Origin of the sequence: Sphingomonas parva (ex Maeng et al. 2020), from assembly GCF_004564275.1 — a bacterium.
GTDB classification, from domain to species: Bacteria; Pseudomonadota; Alphaproteobacteria; order Sphingomonadales; family Sphingomonadaceae; genus Allosphingosinicella; species Allosphingosinicella parva.
Window position 1 is genome coordinate 95,551 of the sequence record NZ_SPDV01000001.1, and the last position, 17,211, is coordinate 112,761.

A 17,211-nucleotide genomic window follows, 5' to 3' on the forward strand; every position below is an offset into this window, starting at 1 on the left:
CTGGCCGTGAGGGCCGGCTCCATCTTTTAGGGCGGGGACCCGTGACAGCGATTACAGCATCAAACCATCGTCGGCGCCTGTGCTCCGCGCTTCTCGTCGGCACGTTCCTCTCCGGGATCGCCCTGCCGGCCTACGCGCAGCAGGCTACGGCGCCCGCGGCCGCCGCGCCGACCGCGCCGACCGCACCGACCGTGGCCCCGCAGCCGGAATCGGTGATCCGCTCTCTCGCCGTGTCCGGCAACCAGCGTCTCGAGCCCGAGACGGTGATCTCCTACATGAAGCTCCGCGTGGGCGAGACCTATACGCGCGAGCGGCTCGACGAGGCACTGCGCGATCTCTACGCGACCGAGCTTTTCGCGGACGTCCAGATCCTCGGCGGCGACACCGGAAACCTGGTCATCCAGGTGCGCGAGAATCCGGTGATCAACCGGATCATCCTCGAGGGCAACAAGCGCATCAAGGACGACAAGATCAACCCGGAGATCAGGCTCGCCCCGCGCCAGATCTTCACCCGCACCAAGGCCCGCGCCGACGTCGCCCGCATCATCGAACTCTATCGCCGCCAGGGCCGGTTCGCCGCGCAGGTCGAGCCCAAGATCGTGCAGCTCGAGCAGAACCGCGTCGACGTGGTGTTCGAGATCAGCGAGGGGCCGAAGTCCAAGGTCCGCCAGATCAACATCCTCGGCAACGAGAAATTCTCGGACAACGAGCTTCGCTCGCACATGGCGACGAAGCGCACCAACTTCCTCAGCTTCCTGAGCTCAGGCTCGGTCTATGATCCAGATCGCCTGGCCTACGACCAGCAGCAGCTGCGCCTGTTCTATCTCACCGAAGGCTATGCCGATTTCCGCGTCGTTTCCGCGGTGGCCGAGCTCACGCCGGACCGTCAGGACTTCATCATCACCTACGTGGTCGAGGAAGGCGAGCGCTATAAGTTCGGCGACGTCAAGGTCGAGAGCGAGATCCGCGACTTCAAGGGCGAGAACCTCACCCGTCTGCTGCCGATGAAGAAGGGCGATTGGTACAATGCCAAGCAGATGGAAGACACGGTCACCTCGCTGACCGAGAGCGCCGGCCTGTTCGGCTACGCCTTTGCCGACGTCAATCCGCAGATCGAGCGCGACAAGGAAACGAAGACGATGGCGGTGACCTTCCAGGTCGCCGAGAGCCCACGCGTCTACGTCGATCGCATCGACATCAACGGCAACACGGCCACCCGCGACAAGGTTATCCGCCGCGAGTTCCGCCTGGCCGAGGGCGATCCGTTCAACAGCGTGCGGGTCAAGCGCTCCAAGGACCGCATCGAATCCCTGGGATATTTCCAGGAAGACCTCGAGATCACCCAGACCCAGGGCGCGACGCCGGACCGAGTGGTGCTCGGCCTCGACGTCGAGGAGAAGGCGACCGGCGAGCTGCAGGTCTCGGCCGGTTTCTCGAGCCTCGAGCGATTCCTGGTCAACCTCTCGATCCGCCAGCGCAACTTCATGGGCAAGGGCCAGGAAGTTCGCGCCGCGGTGAATTATTCGAGCTACTCCAAGTCGATCGAGCTCGGCTTCACCGAGCCGTATCTGTTCGACCGCAACATCGCGGTCGGCGTCGACGTCTTCCGGCGCGACTACAACAGCTTCAACTATATCGGTAACGAGCGGAACAACACCTACGAGCAGCTGTCGACCGGCTTCCAGCTGCGCAGCGGCATCCCGCTCACCGAATATATGCAGCTGGCGGCGCGCTACGGCCTCAGCCAGGACAAGGTGACGCTCGACGAGAGCCTCTATTTCACCGATCCGGACGGCTCGGGGCCGCTTCCCGCCTTCTGCGATCCGCTGCGTGTCGGCCGTTATCTGTGCCAGGCGATCGGTGAGCGGACAACGTCGTCGATCGGCTATTCTTTTGCCTATGACGACACCAACAACCGGCTCCGCCCGACCAATGGCCAGCGCTTCGTCCTGAGCCAGGATTTCGCCGGTCTCGGCGGCAGCGTCCGCTACCTGCGGACCAAGGCCAATGCGGCGAAATACTGGCAGCCGTTCGGCAGCTTCGTCTTCTCGGCCTCGCTCGAGGGCGGTTACATCCACAGCTTCCAGAAGGCGCCGAGCGCCGACGAGGATCCGCTGCGCCTGATCGACCGCTTCTTCCTCGGCGAGCCGCAGATCCGCGGCTTCGACATCCGTGGCGTCGGTCCGCGCGTCGTCCGCGAATTCTTCGACGAGAACGGCCCGATCGTCGACGACAGCAACCGCCAGATCGACGACGCGCTCGGCGGACGGGCCTATTATCTCGCCCGCGCCGAGCTCGAGATTCCGGTCAGTTCCGGCCTGCGCGAGCTGGGCCTGCGCCCGTCGCTGTTCGTCGATGCCGGCGCGCTCTTCGGCCTCAGGGATCCTGCGACCACGACGGTCAGGAACTGCGTCGACGATCCCGACGTCACAGGCACCGTGGAGGGATCGCAGGTCATCGGCGACAGCGCCAGCTGCCCGACCGGCACCATCGTCGGCGCGAATTCGTTCCGCGAAGTCTTCCGGGGCGACACGCCCAAGCCGCGCGTGTCGGTCGGCTTCGGCGTCAACTGGAACTCGCCGTTCGGCCCGTTCAGGATCGATATAGCCAAGGCGCTTATCAAGGCCGAAGGCGACGATACCAAGCTCATCACCTTCAACGTAGGGACCGCATTCTAATGAATAAATTCGCTCTCGGCGCTGCTGCAGCGGCGCTTTCCCTCGGCATGTCGGGCGCCGCTCTCGCGCAGCGCAACAACAACAATGCCCCCCAGATCCTGATCGTGGACATCGCCCGCGTGTCGAGCGAGTGCACGGCCTGCCGCGCCGCATCCACCCAGCTGCAGACCCAGGCCACCGCCCTTCAGCAGCGCCAGCAGACGCTCGGCCAGCAGCTCCAGACCGCCCAGGCGCCGCTCGAGACCGCGATCAACGCGCTCAACGGCAAGCAGCCCGACGCGGCGCTGCAGTCCCGCATCACCGCGTTCGAGACCCAGCGCAACACGGCGGCGCAGGAGATCCAGCGCACGAGCCAGCAGCTGCAGTCCACCGAGATCCATGTGAACCAGCAGATCTCGACCCGCCTGCGCACCGTGCTCGAGCAGATTCGTGCTCAGCGCAACGCGACGGTGGTCGTCGCGGCCGGCACCACCTGGGCGTTCAATCCGTCGGCCGACGTGACCAATGACGCGCTCAACCTGCTGAACCAGCAGCTGCCGTCGGTCAGCGTGACCCCGCTGCCGCAGCAGCAGCAGCCGGCGCCCGCCGCCAATCCGGCGCAGCCGCAGCCGCAGCGTCCGCAGGGCCGGTGAGCACCGACGACTCCGGCAGCACCGCCATCGGCCCGCTGGACATCCGGCGGGTGATGGCGGCACTGCCGCATCGCTATCCGATGCTCCTGATCGACCGGGTCGAGGAGCTGGTCCCGAGGAAGCGGATCGTCGCCATCAAGGCGGTGACGATCAACGAGCCGTTCTTCCAGGGGCATTTCCCGACCCGGCCGATCATGCCGGGCGTGCTCCTCGTCGAGGCGATGGCGCAGGCCTCCGGCGTGCTGGCGGTCGAATCCCTCGGGCTCGCCGGTTCGGGCAAGCTGGTCTATTTCATGGCGATCGACGGCGCGAAGTTCCGCCGGCCGGTCGAGCCCGGCGTGCTGCTCCGCATCGAGGTCGATCTCGTCCAGGACCGGGGCTCGGTCTGCAAGTTCGCCGGCCGGGTGCTGATCGACGGCAAGCTCGCAGCGGAAACCAGCTTCACCGCGATGATCGCGGATCCGCCGGCGGACTAAGCCGGGCGCCAGCCCTCGCGGGTCCTTTGAATACCGAAGACGGCCGGAATGCACGGGCCGGCGATCACCTCCGCGGGGTCGCCGTCCGCGGCAATCCGGCCGTTCTTCATGATGATCAGCCGATCGGCATGGCGCGCCGCCAGATCGAGATCGTGCAACGCGACGATCGCGCCCTGGCCGCCGGCGGAGACGCTGCGGCGCAGGATGTCCATCAGCCGCAGCTGCCAGAGCGGATCGAGGTTGGCGATCGGCTCGTCGAGCAGCAGCAGCGCCGAACGCGCAGCGAAGGCGCGGGCGAGCAGCACGCGGCTGCGCTCTCCGGTGGACAGGCGGTCCACCCGCCGATCCGCCCAGCCGGTCAATTCGAACGTCTCGAGCGCGGCGTCGATCTCGTTCTCGAGCGCGGCCAGGCCGAGACGGGCAACGTCGCGTACGGTGAGGGGCCACAGCAGCTCGCGATTGGCCGGCAGATAGGAAAACAGCCGGTGGCGCACGCTGGGGGACGCAGTTCGCGCGTCGGCCCCGCCGATCCGCACCGTGCCGGAGGCGGATCCGATTCCGGCAAGCGCGTGAAGCAGGCTCGTCTTGCCGCTGCCGTTCGGTCCGACGAGGCAGACGAGCTGCGGCCCGATGATGGCGAGATCCGTCGCCGCGAGACGCCCGGCGATCTCGAGACCTTGCGCGTCGAGGAGGCGCGTCATCGTCCGAGACTCCACCGCATGTGGGCGACCAGCCACAGGAAGAACGGAGCCCCGAGCAGCGCGGTGACCACGCCGATCGGGAGCACGCGGCCGAGCGGCGCCGCTCGCGTCACGAGATCGGCCGCGAGCAGCAGGGTCCCGCCGAGCAGCGCGGCCGGGAGGATGGCCTGGCCCGGATGGCCGCGGCTGAGGCGCCGTGCGAAGATCGGGGCCACCAAGCCGACGAAGCCGATCGCGCCGCAGATCGCGACGCAGGCGCCGACGCCGATGGCGGTGAGCGCCACGATCTCGACCCTGAGGCGCCGAAGATCATGACCGAGCGACTCGGCGACATCCTCGCCGAGGGTAAGGAGGTCGAGCGGCGCCCGCAGGCGAAGCAGCAGCAGCATGGCGACGAGTGCGGGCGCTCCGGCGAACGCCGCCTGGGCGAGACTGCGGTCGACCAGCGAGCCCATCAGCCAGTCGTAGGCGTCGTAGAAGGCGAACGGGGAGGGCGCGAGGGCGAGCGCCAGGGTGGTGAGCGCGCCGGCAAGGGCGCTGATCGCGAGCCCGGAGAGCAGCAGCGTCGCCGTCTCGGCGCGGGAGCCCGCCAGCACGAGCAGGAGGAGCAGCGCGGCAAGCGCGCCGAGGATCGCGCCGATCGACAGCGCCAGCGGCGAGGCGAGGCCGATCAGATACGCTGTCACCACCGCGCCGAGCGCCGCCCCGCTGGTCGTGCCGGTCAGATCCGGGGAGGCGAGAGGGTTGGCGAACAGCGCCTGGATCGCTGCGCCGGCCGCGCCGAGCATTGCGCCATAGATCAGCGCGAGCAGGGCCCGCGGTAGCCGAAGCTCCTGCAGCACGGCGATGGCGAGTCCCCGATCCTCGGCCATCAGGGCGGCGATGCTCGACCAGGGCGTGAGGAGCGAGAGCAGGAACAGGACGCCGGCGAGCGTCGCGAGAAGGAGCGTCATCCTGGCCGTCATCGGCGAGCGCCCGGCACGCGAATGCCTTTCAGGCGCTCGATCTCGCCGACGAGCAGCGGGCCCATGCACGTCCAGGGGCGGCCGTCGGTCATGATCGTGCGCGTGCTGCGGACCTTGGCCAGCGGATGCGACAGCCATCTTTGCTCGCCGGAATATTGGCCGCTTCGATAGTCGCTGCGCAGCAGGACCGAGGGTGGGCGAACGAGCAATTGCTCGAGCGTGGCACGATCTCCGGGCAGCGCCCGCTGGCGGAAGCCGGCAAGCGCCATCCACGCTCCGGCGAGGCTCGCGGGACCCACGCTGCGTCCGCCCCCGGCGAGCCAGATCGTGTCTACGCTCCGTGCCGGAGTCCCTGTCCTCAGCCGCGCAATCCGCGCGAGGAGCGGTCGCGCGCGTTGGGCCTGGCCCAATGCGCCCGCGACGCGGGCTATGGCGGCCTCGACGTCGCCGATCGACTGCGGATAGGGTAGGTCGATCACCGCGATGCCGAGCCGCTCGGCGATCCTGATCCGATCGCGTCCGCCGCCGCCCATGGTGAGCACGAGATCCGGCTTCATCGCCGCCACCGAGACCAGGCTGCCGTCGTTGGCGCGGTGGCGGCGGGCCTCGCGCCACAGGCTCGTCTCCTCGGGCTTCTGCGCGAGATGGGTGACCGAGGCGATCTGCCGAGTATCGGCGAGCATCAGCAGCAGCTCGTCGGTGCAGAGGTTGAGCGACGCCGCCCGGCGCGGGGCCGCATCGCCTGCACCCGCGAGCGCGAGCAGACTAATGGCCGAGGCGAAAGCGAAAACCCGCATAAACCGCTCTTCCCGGCGTGTTGTAGCCGATCACGTCCTGATAATCGGAGTCGAAGCCGTTCTCCACGCGTCCATAGGCCTCGAGGCCGTCGCTGAGCGTCCAGGAGAGCCGAAGGGAGGCGAGGAGATAATCGTCCAGCCTGAAGTCGCGGGCCGGAAACGGATCGAAATCGGTATCGTGGCGCGCGCCGATATACGCCGCGGAGCCGCCCCAGCTCAACCGGCCTCGCGTGCCGCTCGCCACCAGATTGACGCTGTGCCGCGGCCGCCGGATCTCGCGAACGGCCAGATCGCCCGCGTCCTGCCGCTCCTCGGCGTCGAGCCAGCTATAGTTCAGCGCGAGGCCGAACGCGTCCGAAGGACGCCAGGCCGCCTCCGCCTCGATGCCGCGCCGCCGGCTCCTGCCCTCCGCATTGGCGGTGCTCGACTGGAAGGTCAGGGGATCGAACGTGTCGACGATCTCGTCGCGCAGGCGGTTGGAGAAGCCGGTGACCCCGAGGGTCAGCGTGCGCTTCTCCCAGCGTATGCCTGCCTCCCAACCGCGCGAGCTCTCCGGCCGCAGCGCCGGATTCCCGAGGAAGGAGCCGGGGAAGAAGCCGTAGAGATCGTAGAAGGTCGGCTGTGCGATGCCCTCGCCATAAGCGGCGTGGAGACGCCAGCCCTGCGCCGGCATCACGACGGCAGCGGCGCGAAAGGTCGTTGCGTCGGCAAAGGCGCTGAACGCATCGTGGCGAACGGCAAGGTCGGTTGAGACGAGGCCGCTCCAGCGGGCGTGCCATTCGCCGACCAAGGCGGTGAGATGGCGGCCGCGATTCTGGTCGGTTCCGCCGAGATAAACCTGGTCGCGCGCGCGGAAGTCTTCCGCCTCGTGCTCGACGGCGGCGGTCATTCGGTGTCCGCCCAAGGTGCGCGAAAGCTGGGCGCCGGCGCTGAGGCGCTCGCCGAACGTGCTGTTCAGCCGTTCGTCGTCCAGGCGGTTGCGATTGGCGCTGTCCAGCCAGCCGAGCTCGGCGAGGAGCGACCAGCCCGCCGCTTCGGCCCTGGCCCAGCCGCGCGCTGCACGGATGCGGTTGGCGGTCTCGTCGAGCGTGTCGGCCCGGCGGAAGGTGATCGGGTCGAAGCCGTCATATTCGCTCTCGCCCTCCATCCAGTGGCCGACCAGGCCGATCTCGGTGTCGGCAGAGGGATGGACGGCGCCCTTGAGGCTCGCATTCACGGTCTCGAACCCGTCACGCTCGCCGCCCGCTCCGAAGCTGTCGATGCCGTCGCTGCCGATCCAGGAGGCGGAGCCGGACAGGCCGGCCGTCTCTCCGCCCGAGGCGAATTGGAGCGCGGCGCGGCCGCTGTCGAAGCTGCCGTATTCGCCGAGGGCGCTGAGCCGCCTCGGGCCCAGTGGATCGGCGGTCTCGAGCGCAACGACGCCGCCAAGCGCCTCGGAACCCCAGAGCGCCGATTGCGGCCCCCGGACGATCTCGACCCGGGAGAGTGCGTCCGTCGTGAGCAGCTCGAAACGGGCTTCGTTGCCGGCCGCGGGATCGTTGAAGCGAATACCGTCGACGAACAGCAGGCTGTGGTTCGCCTCGGCACCCCGGATCCGCAATTGGGTCTGGGTGCCGCGCGGCCCGGTGGTGGCGACGGAGACACCCGCCGACAGGCGGAGCAGATCGGCACCGCCGGCCAGCCCCAGCCTGTCGATCGTCTCGCTGTCGAAGGTGGTAACGGAGGCCGGCGCCTCCTCCTCGGCGAGCGGTTCGCGCGCGGCGGTGACCACGATGGACTGGGTTTCATCCGTCGGTGCGGCGGCGATCGGAGCGGCGAGTGCGGAGAGCAACAGGAACGGTGACATGGATCCTCCATCGAACGACATGGCTGTCGTCTCGGAGGCCATTCGCCGGCATGGCGAAGTGCCGCGCAGCACGCTGGTCCCGGCGCGTTGCGGACGACATGCGAAGGCAGGTCTCCTGGCTCGCGGGTCCTTGCCTGATCTCACCCTTTGCGGGGGAGGGGCTCTCCGCTTACAGTTGCGGGCACAGCGCCGGTATCGCACCGGCTTCCCATTTTCACTGCGCCGTCGCCGGCGCAGCACCTTCGCTGGCGGCGTGGCTAGGCGCCCCGGCGGCACCTTGTCAATTCGGCCGGTTGCGGCTACATGCCGCCACGCCTTCCATGAGGCTGGTCGGAACCAGCCAAAGCCCAAGGAAAATCAAAGCGATGAAAGCCGATACCCATCCCGATTACCACATGATCAAGGTGCAGATGACCGACGGCACCGTGTTCGAGACCCGCTCCACCTGGGGCAAGGAAGGCGATACGCTCCAGCTCGACATCGATCCGAAGGTGCACCCGGCCTGGACCGGCGGCACGACCCGCATGCTCGATCAGGGCGGCCAGGTCGCGCGCTTCAACAAGCGCTTCGGCGGCCTTACGCTCGGCAAGAAGTAAGACGGCGGCAGCCGCGTGGTCCCGATCGTCGAGACCGCGCGGCTGCGCCTCAGGGCGCTCCGAGAGCGATCTGGTCGTCCAGGCAGAGATGCTGGGCGATCCCGACTACATGCGCCATCTCGGCGGCCACGCGCTGAGCCGCGAGGAAGCGTGGCGCAAGATCCTTTGCGGCGTCGGGCTCTGGCCGCTCTTCGGCTTCGGCTATTGGTCCGTCGAGCGGCGCGAGGACGGCGCCTATATCGGCCAGGTCGGCTTCGCCGACTTCAAGCGTGACATGACTCCCTCGATCGAGGGGCTTCCGGAGATGGGGTGGGTGCTCGCGCCCTCGGCGCACGGCCAGGGCTATGCGTCCGAAGCCGTGGCCGGCGCGCTCGATTGGGCCGAGGCGGCCCTCGCCGGGCGCGAGATCGTCGCGATCATCGATGCCGACAATGCGGCTTCGATCAGGGTCGCGGAGAAAGCCGGCTTCTCGATCCGAGAGCCCGCTACGTATCGCGACGAATCGATCCTGCTGTTCCGGCGCCCGCCGGTCTGAGTCTCAGTTGCCCGGCCGCCGCGCCATGAACGCCAGCCGCTCGAACAGCATCACGTCCTGCTCGTTCTTGAGCAGGGCGCCGTGCAGCGGCGGGATCGCCTTGGCGGGATCGCGCGACTGCAGCACCTCGAGCGGCATGTCTTCGTGCAGCAGGAGCTTCAGCCAGTCGATCAGCTCGCTGGTCGACGGTTTCTTCTTGAGGCCGGGCACGTCGCGGACCTGGTAGAAGATCTCGAGCGCCTTCGAGACGAGAATTTTCTGGATGCCGGGAAAGTGGACGTCGACGATCGCCTGCATCGTCTCGCGGTCGGGGAACTTGATGTAGTGGAAGAAGCAGCGGCGCAGGAAAGCGTCGGGCAGCTCCTTTTCATTGTTCGAGGTGATGACCACGATCGGCCGCTCCACCGCCTTCACCGTCTCGCCGGTCTCGTAGACGTGGAACTCCATTCGATCGAGCTCCTGGAGGAGATCGTTCGGGAATTCGATATCCGCCTTGTCGATCTCGTCGATCAGCAGAACCGGAAGCTGGGGGCTGGTGAACGCCTCCCATAATTTGCCGCGCCGGATGTAGTTCGAGATGTCGTGAACGCGGGGATCGCCGAGCTGGCCGTCGCGCAGGCGGGCGACCGCGTCATATTCGTAGAGCCCCTGGTGCGCCTTGGTGGTGGATTTGACGTGCCACTCGATCAGCGGCGCGCCGACGGCGCCGGCGATCTCATGGGCGAGCACCGTCTTGCCGGTTCCCGGCTCGCCCTTGACCAGCAGCGGCCGGCGGAGCGTCACCGCGGCGTTGACCGCGACCTTCAGATCCTCGGTCGCGACGTAGTTGCTGGTGCCTTCGAAGCGCATTCCCGTCCTTTCGCTCGACAGCGCGAGCGATAGGGGAGGGGCCATCGCAGGGCAAGCTGCCCAGGGCGCTCAGCCCTGGGCGCGCGCCTGGTGCCGGGCCTCGAGCAGGTCCCACAGGCCGTGGTGCTGATGAAGGATTTGCTCGGCGCCGAACAGCAAGGCGCGCTGGACGGCCGGCGAGCCGGCGTAGGCGTCGGCGAGATCGGCGATCGGGCCGGGTTCGGCGATCGTGTACGGCGGAGGCTCCACGCCGAAGCGGCGTGCACCGGCGTCGAGCACCTCGCGCAGGTGCGCCCAGTCGAGAACCAGGGCGAGGGACGCGCCGAGCGCGCAGCCGTTGCGCTCCGATTGGGCCAGCATGTCCAGAGCATGGCGCTGCGCGAGCACGGTCGAATCGGTGCCGGCGGCGCCCGGCGTGCTGGGCACGGGACCGGCAGCGACGGCAAGGCGCGCCAGATAAGCCCGCTCGCCCGCAAAGGCGTAGGTGGCTTGGGCGAACCAGCCGCGCGACGCGGGGTCGACAGCGCGCAGCGAGGCGTGATCGATCACCCCCGGATAGCGGCCGTGCAGAGTGCAGAGATAATGGATGAGATCGGCAAGGCTTCGGGCGCAATGCTCGCCGCGCAGAAGCTCCGGGTGGCGGGGCCAGGGATGAGCCGCGCTGCCCCGGTCGGCGACGCACGTCAGCAGGGTCTGCCCCGTCGGGGCGGCCCGTGCCATGCCGAGCGGAGCTGATGCCATAACCCTCATTCTCCCAAGCGTTCTCGAAGAACGGCTTACCAGCTTCACCTATATCAATGCCGTAAAAAGGAGGTTTATGGCGTGTTAGGCACAATGCGGGGACCTCGGTGAAGCGCTTCCAGGCCCCGTCCCAAGCCGTTCGAAAACGGCTCTTTTCCGGAGCGGTGCAGCGGCGCGTTGGATCACCGTCCAAAAAAAGGCCCTCCGGAGGGAGGGCCTTTCGTTCACTGATCGAGGAAGCTGCGCATCTTCCGTGAGCGGGAGGGGTGCTTCAGCTTCCTGAGCGCCTTGGCCTCGATCTGGCGGATTCGCTCGCGGGTCACCGAGAATTGCTGGCCGACCTCCTCGAGCGTGTGATCGGTGTTCATGCCGATGCCGAAGCGCATGCGCAGCACGCGCTCCTCGCGCGGCGTCAGCGAGGCGAGCACCCGGGTCACCGTCTCCTTGAGGTTCGCCTGGATCGCGGCGTCGACCGGGATCACGGCATTCTTGTCCTCGATGAAATCGCCGAGGTGCGAATCCTCCTCGTCGCCGATCGGGGTCTCGAGGCTGATCGGCTCCTTGGCGATCTTCATCACCTTGCGGACCTTCTCGAGCGGCATCGACAGGCGCTCGGCGAGCTCTTCCGGAGTCGGCTCGCGGCCGATCTCGTGAAGGATCTGGCGCGAGGTCCGGACCAGCTTGTTGATCGTCTCGATCATATGGACCGGAATGCGGATCGTGCGCGCTTGATCGGCGATCGAGCGCGTGATCGCCTGCCGGATCCACCAGGTAGCGTAGGTCGAGAACTTGTAGCCGCGGCGATACTCGAACTTGTCGACCGCCTTCATCAGACCGATGTTGCCCTCCTGGATGAGATCCAGGAACTGCAGGCCGCGGTTCGTGTACTTCTTGGCGATCGAGATCACGAGGCGGAGATTGGCCTCGACCATTTCCTTCTTCGCGATGCGCGCCTCGCGCTCGGCCTTCTGGACCTGGTTCACGATGCGGCGGAACTCGGCGAGGCTCATGCCGGTCGCCTGGGCGATCTCCGAGATCTCGGTGCGGATGCGCTCGATCGCGGACGATTCCTGCGAGCAGAAAGCGTTCCACTTCTTGTCGAGGTTGCAGACGCGGTCCGACCAGCCCTCGTCGAGCTCATGACCCATATAAGCGTCGAGGAACGCCTTGCGCGGCACCTTGTGGCGCTCGGCGAGGCGCAGCATCTGCCCACCCAGCGCGGTCAGGCGGCGGTTGTAGCTGTAGAGCTGATCGACGAGATATTCGATCTTGGCGTTGTGGAACTGGACGCTCTCCACCTCGGCGGTGAGCTGCTCGCGCAGGTCCTGATACTTGCTCTCCTGCCCGGCCGGGAAGGCCTGGCCGGCGCTCATCGCCTCCATGCGGGCGCTCTGCAGCGCCGAGAACTTCTTGTAGAGATCGGTGATGCGGGCGAAGCGCTCCAGCGCCTGCGGCTTCAGCGTCTCTTCCATCTGGGCAAGGGAGAGGGTGTTGTCCTCATCCTCTTCCTCGAACTGGTTGCGCCGGGTGACCGGGTTGCCGTCCTCATCCTCTTCCTCGACGACTTCCTCGACGTCCTCTTCCTCCTTGAAGGAGGGACCGGCCGCCGCCTCGCTGATCTCCCCGTCGGTATTCTCCTCCGCGCCGGCGACCTGTTCCGGCGTCGGACCCTTGGAGAGCATGGCGTCGAGATCGAGGATCTCGCGCAGCTGCATGTGGCCCTCGTTGAGGGCGTTCGACCACTCGATGATCGCGTTGAACGTGATCGGGCTCTCGCAGAGGCCCCAGATCATCGTGTCGCGGCCGGCCTCGATGCGCTTGGCAATGGCGATCTCGCCCTCGCGGGAGAGCAGTTCGACGGCGCCCATCTCGCGCAGGTACATGCGGACGGGATCGTCGGTGCGATCGACCGTCTCCTTCTTCTTCTCGATGACGAAGCGCTCGCCGTCGCTGCCGTCCTGCTCGTCGAGGCCGCCGTCCGAATCGGTCTCCGACGACGAATCCTCCTCGTCGCGATCGTCGTTCTCGACGATGTTGACGCCCATGTCGTTGAGCGCGGACATAATATCCTCGATCTGCTCGGACGACATCTGGTCCTGCGGGAGGGCCTCGTTGAGCTCGTCATAGGTGATGACGCCGCGCTTCTTGGCGCGGGCGAGCATCTTCTTGATCGAGGCTTCGTTGAGGTCGATCAGCGGCGCATCGCCCCCGTCCTGCTTGTCTTCCGCATCGATCGCCGTGTTCGTCTTCGCCATCTAAACGCCTTGTTCCTGTCTGGATCCCGCATCCCCTTCGATCAGGGCCGCGAGCTGCTTTTCCGCCTCATCCCGCGCTTTCCGGAGCCGCTGCTGCTCCTGGAAGGCGGCTTCGTCTCCCGTCTCCTTCAGCCGTTCGGTCGCGGCCTCAAGCGCGGAACATAGTCCCGGCTGGGCCGCTAATGTGTCGATCACCAGAACGAGATCGCGGTGGGCGCGTTCCGGATCGGCATCACGGCGGGTGAAGGAAAAGGCCAGTCCTCTCTCCTGGCGAAGCGCCTCCGCGAGAGGCGCCGCACCTTCCTCGGTCAATATGGTATTTAGACGCTCGTGATCAAGTTCGCCGTGGATCAGCGCCGCCGATAGCAAAATATCGCGGAGCCGCAACGAAGCCGGATCGCCGATCGGCAAAGCGGCGACCGCTTCCGCATGTCCGGCAATGACTTGAGGGTGGCGAACGAGACCGGCGAGCACGGCGCGCAACCAGCGTGGATCGAGGCCGGCGCTGGCCACGGCCTTCGCCTGTTCCGAAACGGGGCGCGGGATCTGGAAACGTCCGTTCTGGAAACGTCCGGGAGCGAAGCGGCCGCCGCCCTGGAAAGCGCCCCGCTGGAAGGCTGGGCGCTCGCCTCCCTGGCGCTGCGGCCGGGTGAGCGCGTCGAAGCGCTGCAGCAGCTCCATCCGATATTGCTCGCGCACGTCGGAATCCGCGATCGTCGCGGCCAGCTCGAACAGGCGGCGCTTGAGGCCGGCACGCGCCTCCGGCGTGTCGAGCGGCTCCGCGCTGGATTCGTGGCGCCAGAGGCGGTCGACCAGCGGCTCGGGCGCCTCGAGCAGGGCCTCGAAGGCGGCGCGGCCCTGGCTGCGAACGAGATCGTCGGGATCCTGGCCCGCGGGAAGGGTGACGAAGCCGAGCGAGCGTCCCGGGCCGACATGGGGAAGTGCACGATGCGCAGCGCGCACGGCGGCCTTCTGGCCGGCCGCATCGCCGTCGAAGCAGAGGATCGGGGCAGGGGCGAGGCGCCAGAGGCGCTCGAGCTGGCCCTCGGTCAGTGCCGTGCCGAGCGGCGCCACCGCCTCGCCGATCCCGGCCTGATCGAGCGCGATGACGTCGAGATAGCCTTCGACCACGACCACCCTGCGGCTGTTGCGGCTGGCGGGGGCGGCCCGGTCGAGATTGTAGAGGGTCCGGCCCTTGTCGAAGAGCGGTGTCTCCGGCGAGTTCAGATATTTCGGCTCGCCGTCGCCCAGGATGCGGCCGCCGAAGGCGATCACCCGCCCGCGCTGGTCGCGGATCGGGATCATCAACCGGCCGCGGAAGCGGTCATAGGGCTCGCGCTCGCCCTCCGGATCGATCAGCAGGCCGGTCTCGATCAACCTCTCGATGCCGCAGTCTTGGAGCGCGGACTTGAGCTTGCCACGGCTGTCGGGCGCGAAGCCGAAGCCGAAGCGGGCGATCGTCGCGTCCTTGATCCCGCGGCGCTTCAGATACTCCCGCGCCGCTGCGCCCTCGATCGAGCCGAGCTGCTCGACGAACCAGCGCTGCGCGGCCTCGGTGACGTCGTACAGCCCGGCTGCCCGCTCGGCCTTCTGTTGCGCGCGGGGATCCGGCGCGGGAACCTCGAGCCCGACCGCATCCGCGAGCTCCTTCACGGCCTCCATGAACGGCAGTCCGCGCGCATCGGTGAGGTAGCGGATCGCATCGCCGTGCGCACCGCAGCCGAAGCAGTGGTAGAAGCCCTTTTCGTCGTTGATCGTGAAGCTCGGCGTCTTCTCCTTGTGAAACGGGCAGCACGCCTTCCACTCGCGCCCCGCCTTTTGCAGCTTCACGCTCCGCCCGATCAGCGTCGACAACGAGGTGCGGGCTCGGACCTCGTCCAGGAATTGCGGGGAAAGGGTCAAAGTCCCCCCTCGCCGTCGGGGAGGGGGTTAGGGGGTGGGCAGGCGCCGAGCGCGACCCCGATCCTGTCCAAGACTCCCTCCAGAGTGTCGGTCACTTCGTTGTTCCAGAACCTGATCACACGGTAGCCGGCATGCTCGAGAAAGCGCGTTCGCTCCCGATCGGCTTCCGCATTGGCAGAGTGCTGTCCGCCGTCGAGTTCAATCACGAGCATGGCTCGTCGGCAGACAAAATCGCAAATGAACGGTCCCACAGGTATTTGGCGGCTGAACTTGAAGCCGTTCAGGCGCCGCTGCCGAAGCTGGAGCCATAGCAGACGCTCACAATCGGTGGCATTGTTGCGGAGGTTCTGAGCTCTTTTTGTCGGCCTTCGCGGCGCGTCGGGCATGCCCACCCCCTAACCCCCTCCCCGGTGGGGAGGGGGAATCTTCTTACCCCAGCCGCGCCTTCACCAGGCCGCTCGCCTTGCTCATGTCGAGGTTCGCCGCGTGGCGTTCCTTGAGGACGGCCATGACGCGGCCCATGTCCTTGACCGAGCTCGCGCCGGTCTCGGCGACGATGGCGTCGATCGCGGCCTTCGTCTCGTCCTCGCTCATCTGGCGGGGCAGGAAGGTCTCGATCACGGAGACCTCGGCCTTCTCGGCGTCGGCGAGCTCCTGGCGGCCGCCCTGCTCGTAGAGGGCGATCGATTCGCGGCGCTGCTTGATCATCTTCTGCAGCACCTCGGTGACCAAGACGTCGTCGTCGCTCGGCGCGCTGGCGGCGCCGCGCAGCTCGATGTCACGGTTCTTGAGGGTCGACTGGATCAGCCGGATGGCGGCGGTGCGCGGCTTGTCGCCCCCCTTCATCGCCGTGACCAGGGCAGCCTTGATGTCGTCGCGAATCATGATCTCTCGTCGCCAAACGTGGGGGAAAGGCGCGAAGATAGCGGCAGGCTCCGGGTTTTAATAGATTGACGCTGCGGCCCGGTCCGCCTAGCGGCTGAGCCTTAGCGACATCGCCAGAACCATCCTCAAGGAGTGCCCGCCGACATGGCTCACGCCCAGCAATCGCCTGCGCCGAACGGAGCGACGGGCGTATTGGTCCTGGCCGACGGAACGATCGTCTGGGGGCGCGGCTTCGGCGCCGAAGGGGAGGCGGTCGGCGAAATCTGCTTCAACACGGCGATGACCGGCTACCAGGAGGTGATGACCGATCCCTCCTACGCCTCGCAGATCGTCACCTTCACCTTCCCGCACATCGGCAACGTCGGCGCCAATTACGAGGATCTCGAGGCGGACAATCCCTGGGCGCTCGGCTGCATCGTTCGCCAGGACGTCAGCGCGCCGAGCAACTTCCGGGCGATCCAGGGCTTCGACGCCTGGATGAAGGCGAACGGACGGATCGGCCTCTCCGGCGTCGATACGCGGGCGCTGACCCGCAGGATCCGCGAGAAGGGGGCGCCGAACGGAGTCATCGCCCATAACGCGAAGGGCGAGTTCGACCTCGACGCGCTGCTCGAGAAGGCGCGCGCCTGGCCCGGCCTCGAAGGCATGGACCTGGCAAAGGAGGTCTCCTGCGCGCAGATGTTTCGCTGGTCGGGCGGGCGCTGGACGCTCGGCCGGGGCTATGGCGAGCATGAGGAGGACGCGAGCCGGCCGCATGTCGTCGCGATCGACTATGGCTCGAAGCGCAACATTTTCCGCAATCTCGCCGACGCCGGCGCCCGGGTCACCGTGCTGCCCGCCACCGCGACCTACGACGAGGTGATGGCGCACCGGCCCGACGGCATCTTCCTCTCGAACGGTCCCGGCGATCCGGCGGCGACCGGCGAATATGCCGTGCCGGTCATCCGGCAGCTGCTCGAGACCAGGAAGCCGTTGTTCGGCATCTGCCTCGGTCATCAGTTGCTCGGCCTCGCGGTCGGCGCGAAGACGGCGAAGATGCACCAGGGCCATCGCGGCGCGAACCATCCGGTGAAGCGGCTGGAGGACGGCCGCGTCGAGATCACCAGCATGAACCACGGCTTCGCGGTCGAGGCCGAGAGCCTGCCGGACAATGCGCGCCCGACCCACATCTCGCTGTTCGACGGGAGCCTCGCCGGCCTCGAACTCACCGACCGGCCCGCCTTCTCCGTACAATATCATCCCGAGGCGAGTCCCGGCCCTCAGGACAGCACCTATCTGTTCGAGAAGTTCGTGGACCAGCTCCAGAAGTAAGCGCGGCGGGTGACCCGCCGAACGATTGCCATTTCCACCGAG

General features: G+C 67.3%; 16 protein-coding genes and 1 riboswitch. Of the genes, 6 read left to right on the forward strand and 10 right to left on the reverse strand.

All coding sequences use genetic code 11. From position 1 onward, the window contains the following. Positions 1-41 precede the first annotated feature (41 nt). The 3 genes from bamA to fabZ are packed head-to-tail and all read left to right on the forward strand — an operon-like array spanning position 42 to position 3,786. Positions 42-2,678, forward strand: a complete 2,637-nt coding sequence (gene bamA / locus E2493_RS00430; protein ID WP_404828280.1) for an outer membrane protein assembly factor BamA — start codon at positions 42-44, stop codon at positions 2,676-2,678. 47 nt (positions 2,679-2,725) lie between these two features. Further along, positions 2,726-3,310: an OmpH family outer membrane protein gene (locus tag E2493_RS00435; protein ID WP_225421052.1), complete on the forward strand. Its 585-nt coding sequence runs from the start codon at positions 2,726-2,728 to the stop codon at positions 3,308-3,310. Next, positions 3,307-3,786: a 3-hydroxyacyl-ACP dehydratase FabZ gene (gene fabZ, locus E2493_RS00440; RefSeq protein WP_135082598.1), complete on the forward strand. Its 480-nt coding sequence runs from the start codon at positions 3,307-3,309 to the stop codon at positions 3,784-3,786. The genes E2493_RS00435 and fabZ overlap by 4 nt, the downstream gene beginning before the upstream one ends. On the opposite strand, the gene E2493_RS00445 is transcribed toward fabZ, so the two are convergent. From E2493_RS00445 to E2493_RS00460, 4 genes are read right to left on the reverse strand one after another with little or no spacing between them, the layout of a single operon-like run. Next, positions 3,783-4,487, reverse strand: coding sequence for an ABC transporter ATP-binding protein (locus E2493_RS00445; protein WP_135082600.1), 705 nt, complete (start codon positions 4,485-4,487; stop codon positions 3,783-3,785). The two genes, fabZ and E2493_RS00445, sit on opposite strands and share 4 nt — an antisense overlap. Beyond that, positions 4,484-5,440: a FecCD family ABC transporter permease gene (locus E2493_RS00450; RefSeq protein ID WP_225421053.1), complete on the reverse strand. Its 957-nt coding sequence runs from the start codon at positions 5,438-5,440 to the stop codon at positions 4,484-4,486. The genes E2493_RS00445 and E2493_RS00450 overlap by 4 nt, the downstream gene beginning before the upstream one ends. An 8-nt stretch (positions 5,441-5,448) precedes the next feature. Next, a complete protein-coding gene (locus tag E2493_RS00455; RefSeq protein ID WP_135082604.1) occupies positions 5,449-6,249 on the reverse strand; it encodes an ABC transporter substrate-binding protein in 801 nt (266 codons plus the stop codon). After that, complete coding sequence (locus tag E2493_RS00460; protein ID WP_167737315.1) at positions 6,218-8,095, reverse strand: TonB-dependent receptor plug domain-containing protein; 1,878 nt, start codon at positions 8,093-8,095, stop codon at positions 6,218-6,220. The genes E2493_RS00455 and E2493_RS00460 overlap by 32 nt, the downstream gene beginning before the upstream one ends. Positions 8,096-8,183: 88 nt before the next feature. Continuing rightward, positions 8,184-8,354, reverse strand: a riboswitch (cobalamin riboswitch). Positions 8,355-8,460: 106 nt separating this feature from the next. On the opposite strand from E2493_RS00460, the gene rpmE reads away from it, so the two are divergent. Next, on the forward strand, positions 8,461-8,691 hold the full coding sequence (rpmE, locus tag E2493_RS00465; RefSeq protein ID WP_135082607.1) for a 50S ribosomal protein L31: 231 nt from the start codon (positions 8,461-8,463) through the stop codon (positions 8,689-8,691). A gap of 70 nt (positions 8,692-8,761) precedes the next feature. Beyond that, the gene (locus tag E2493_RS00470) at positions 8,762-9,226 is read left to right on the forward strand and encodes a GNAT family N-acetyltransferase (protein ID WP_225421065.1); all 465 of its coding nucleotides are present in this window, start codon (positions 8,762-8,764) and stop codon (positions 9,224-9,226) included. A 3-nt stretch (positions 9,227-9,229) separates the two neighbouring features. Here the strand turns inward: E2493_RS00470 and E2493_RS00475 are convergent, their stop codons facing one another. The 6 genes from E2493_RS00475 to E2493_RS00500 form a co-directional block, all read right to left on the reverse strand. Beyond that, positions 9,230-10,075, reverse strand: coding sequence for an AAA family ATPase (locus E2493_RS00475; protein ID WP_135082862.1), 846 nt, complete (start codon positions 10,073-10,075; stop codon positions 9,230-9,232). 69 nt (positions 10,076-10,144) lie between these two features. Further along, positions 10,145-10,816, reverse strand: a complete 672-nt coding sequence (locus E2493_RS00480; RefSeq protein WP_225421054.1) for a DUF6975 family protein — start codon at positions 10,814-10,816, stop codon at positions 10,145-10,147. Between the two features lie 224 nt (positions 10,817-11,040). Beyond that, entirely contained in the window at positions 11,041-13,071 is a 2,031-nt protein-coding gene (gene rpoD / locus E2493_RS00485) for an RNA polymerase sigma factor RpoD (protein ID WP_135082611.1), read from the reverse strand. After that, positions 13,072-14,973 carry a DNA primase gene (gene dnaG, locus E2493_RS00490; RefSeq protein WP_135082613.1) on the reverse strand — a complete coding sequence of 634 codons (1,902 nt, stop codon included), beginning with the start codon at positions 14,971-14,973 and terminating at the stop codon, positions 13,072-13,074. Next, positions 14,970-15,359 (reverse strand): endonuclease domain-containing protein, encoded by a 390-nt coding sequence (locus tag E2493_RS00495; RefSeq protein ID WP_135082615.1) that lies wholly within the window; start codon positions 15,357-15,359, stop codon positions 14,970-14,972. The genes dnaG and E2493_RS00495 overlap by 4 nt, the downstream gene beginning before the upstream one ends. A 43-nt stretch (positions 15,360-15,402) precedes the next feature. Further along, entirely contained in the window at positions 15,403-15,858 is a 456-nt protein-coding gene (locus tag E2493_RS00500) for a GatB/YqeY domain-containing protein (protein WP_135082617.1), read from the reverse strand. A 144-nt stretch (positions 15,859-16,002) separates the two neighbouring features. On the opposite strand from E2493_RS00500, the gene carA reads away from it, so the two are divergent. After that, complete coding sequence (carA, locus tag E2493_RS00505; protein ID WP_135082619.1) at positions 16,003-17,169, forward strand: glutamine-hydrolyzing carbamoyl-phosphate synthase small subunit; 1,167 nt, start codon at positions 16,003-16,005, stop codon at positions 17,167-17,169. Positions 17,170-17,211: the final 42 nt, after the last annotated feature.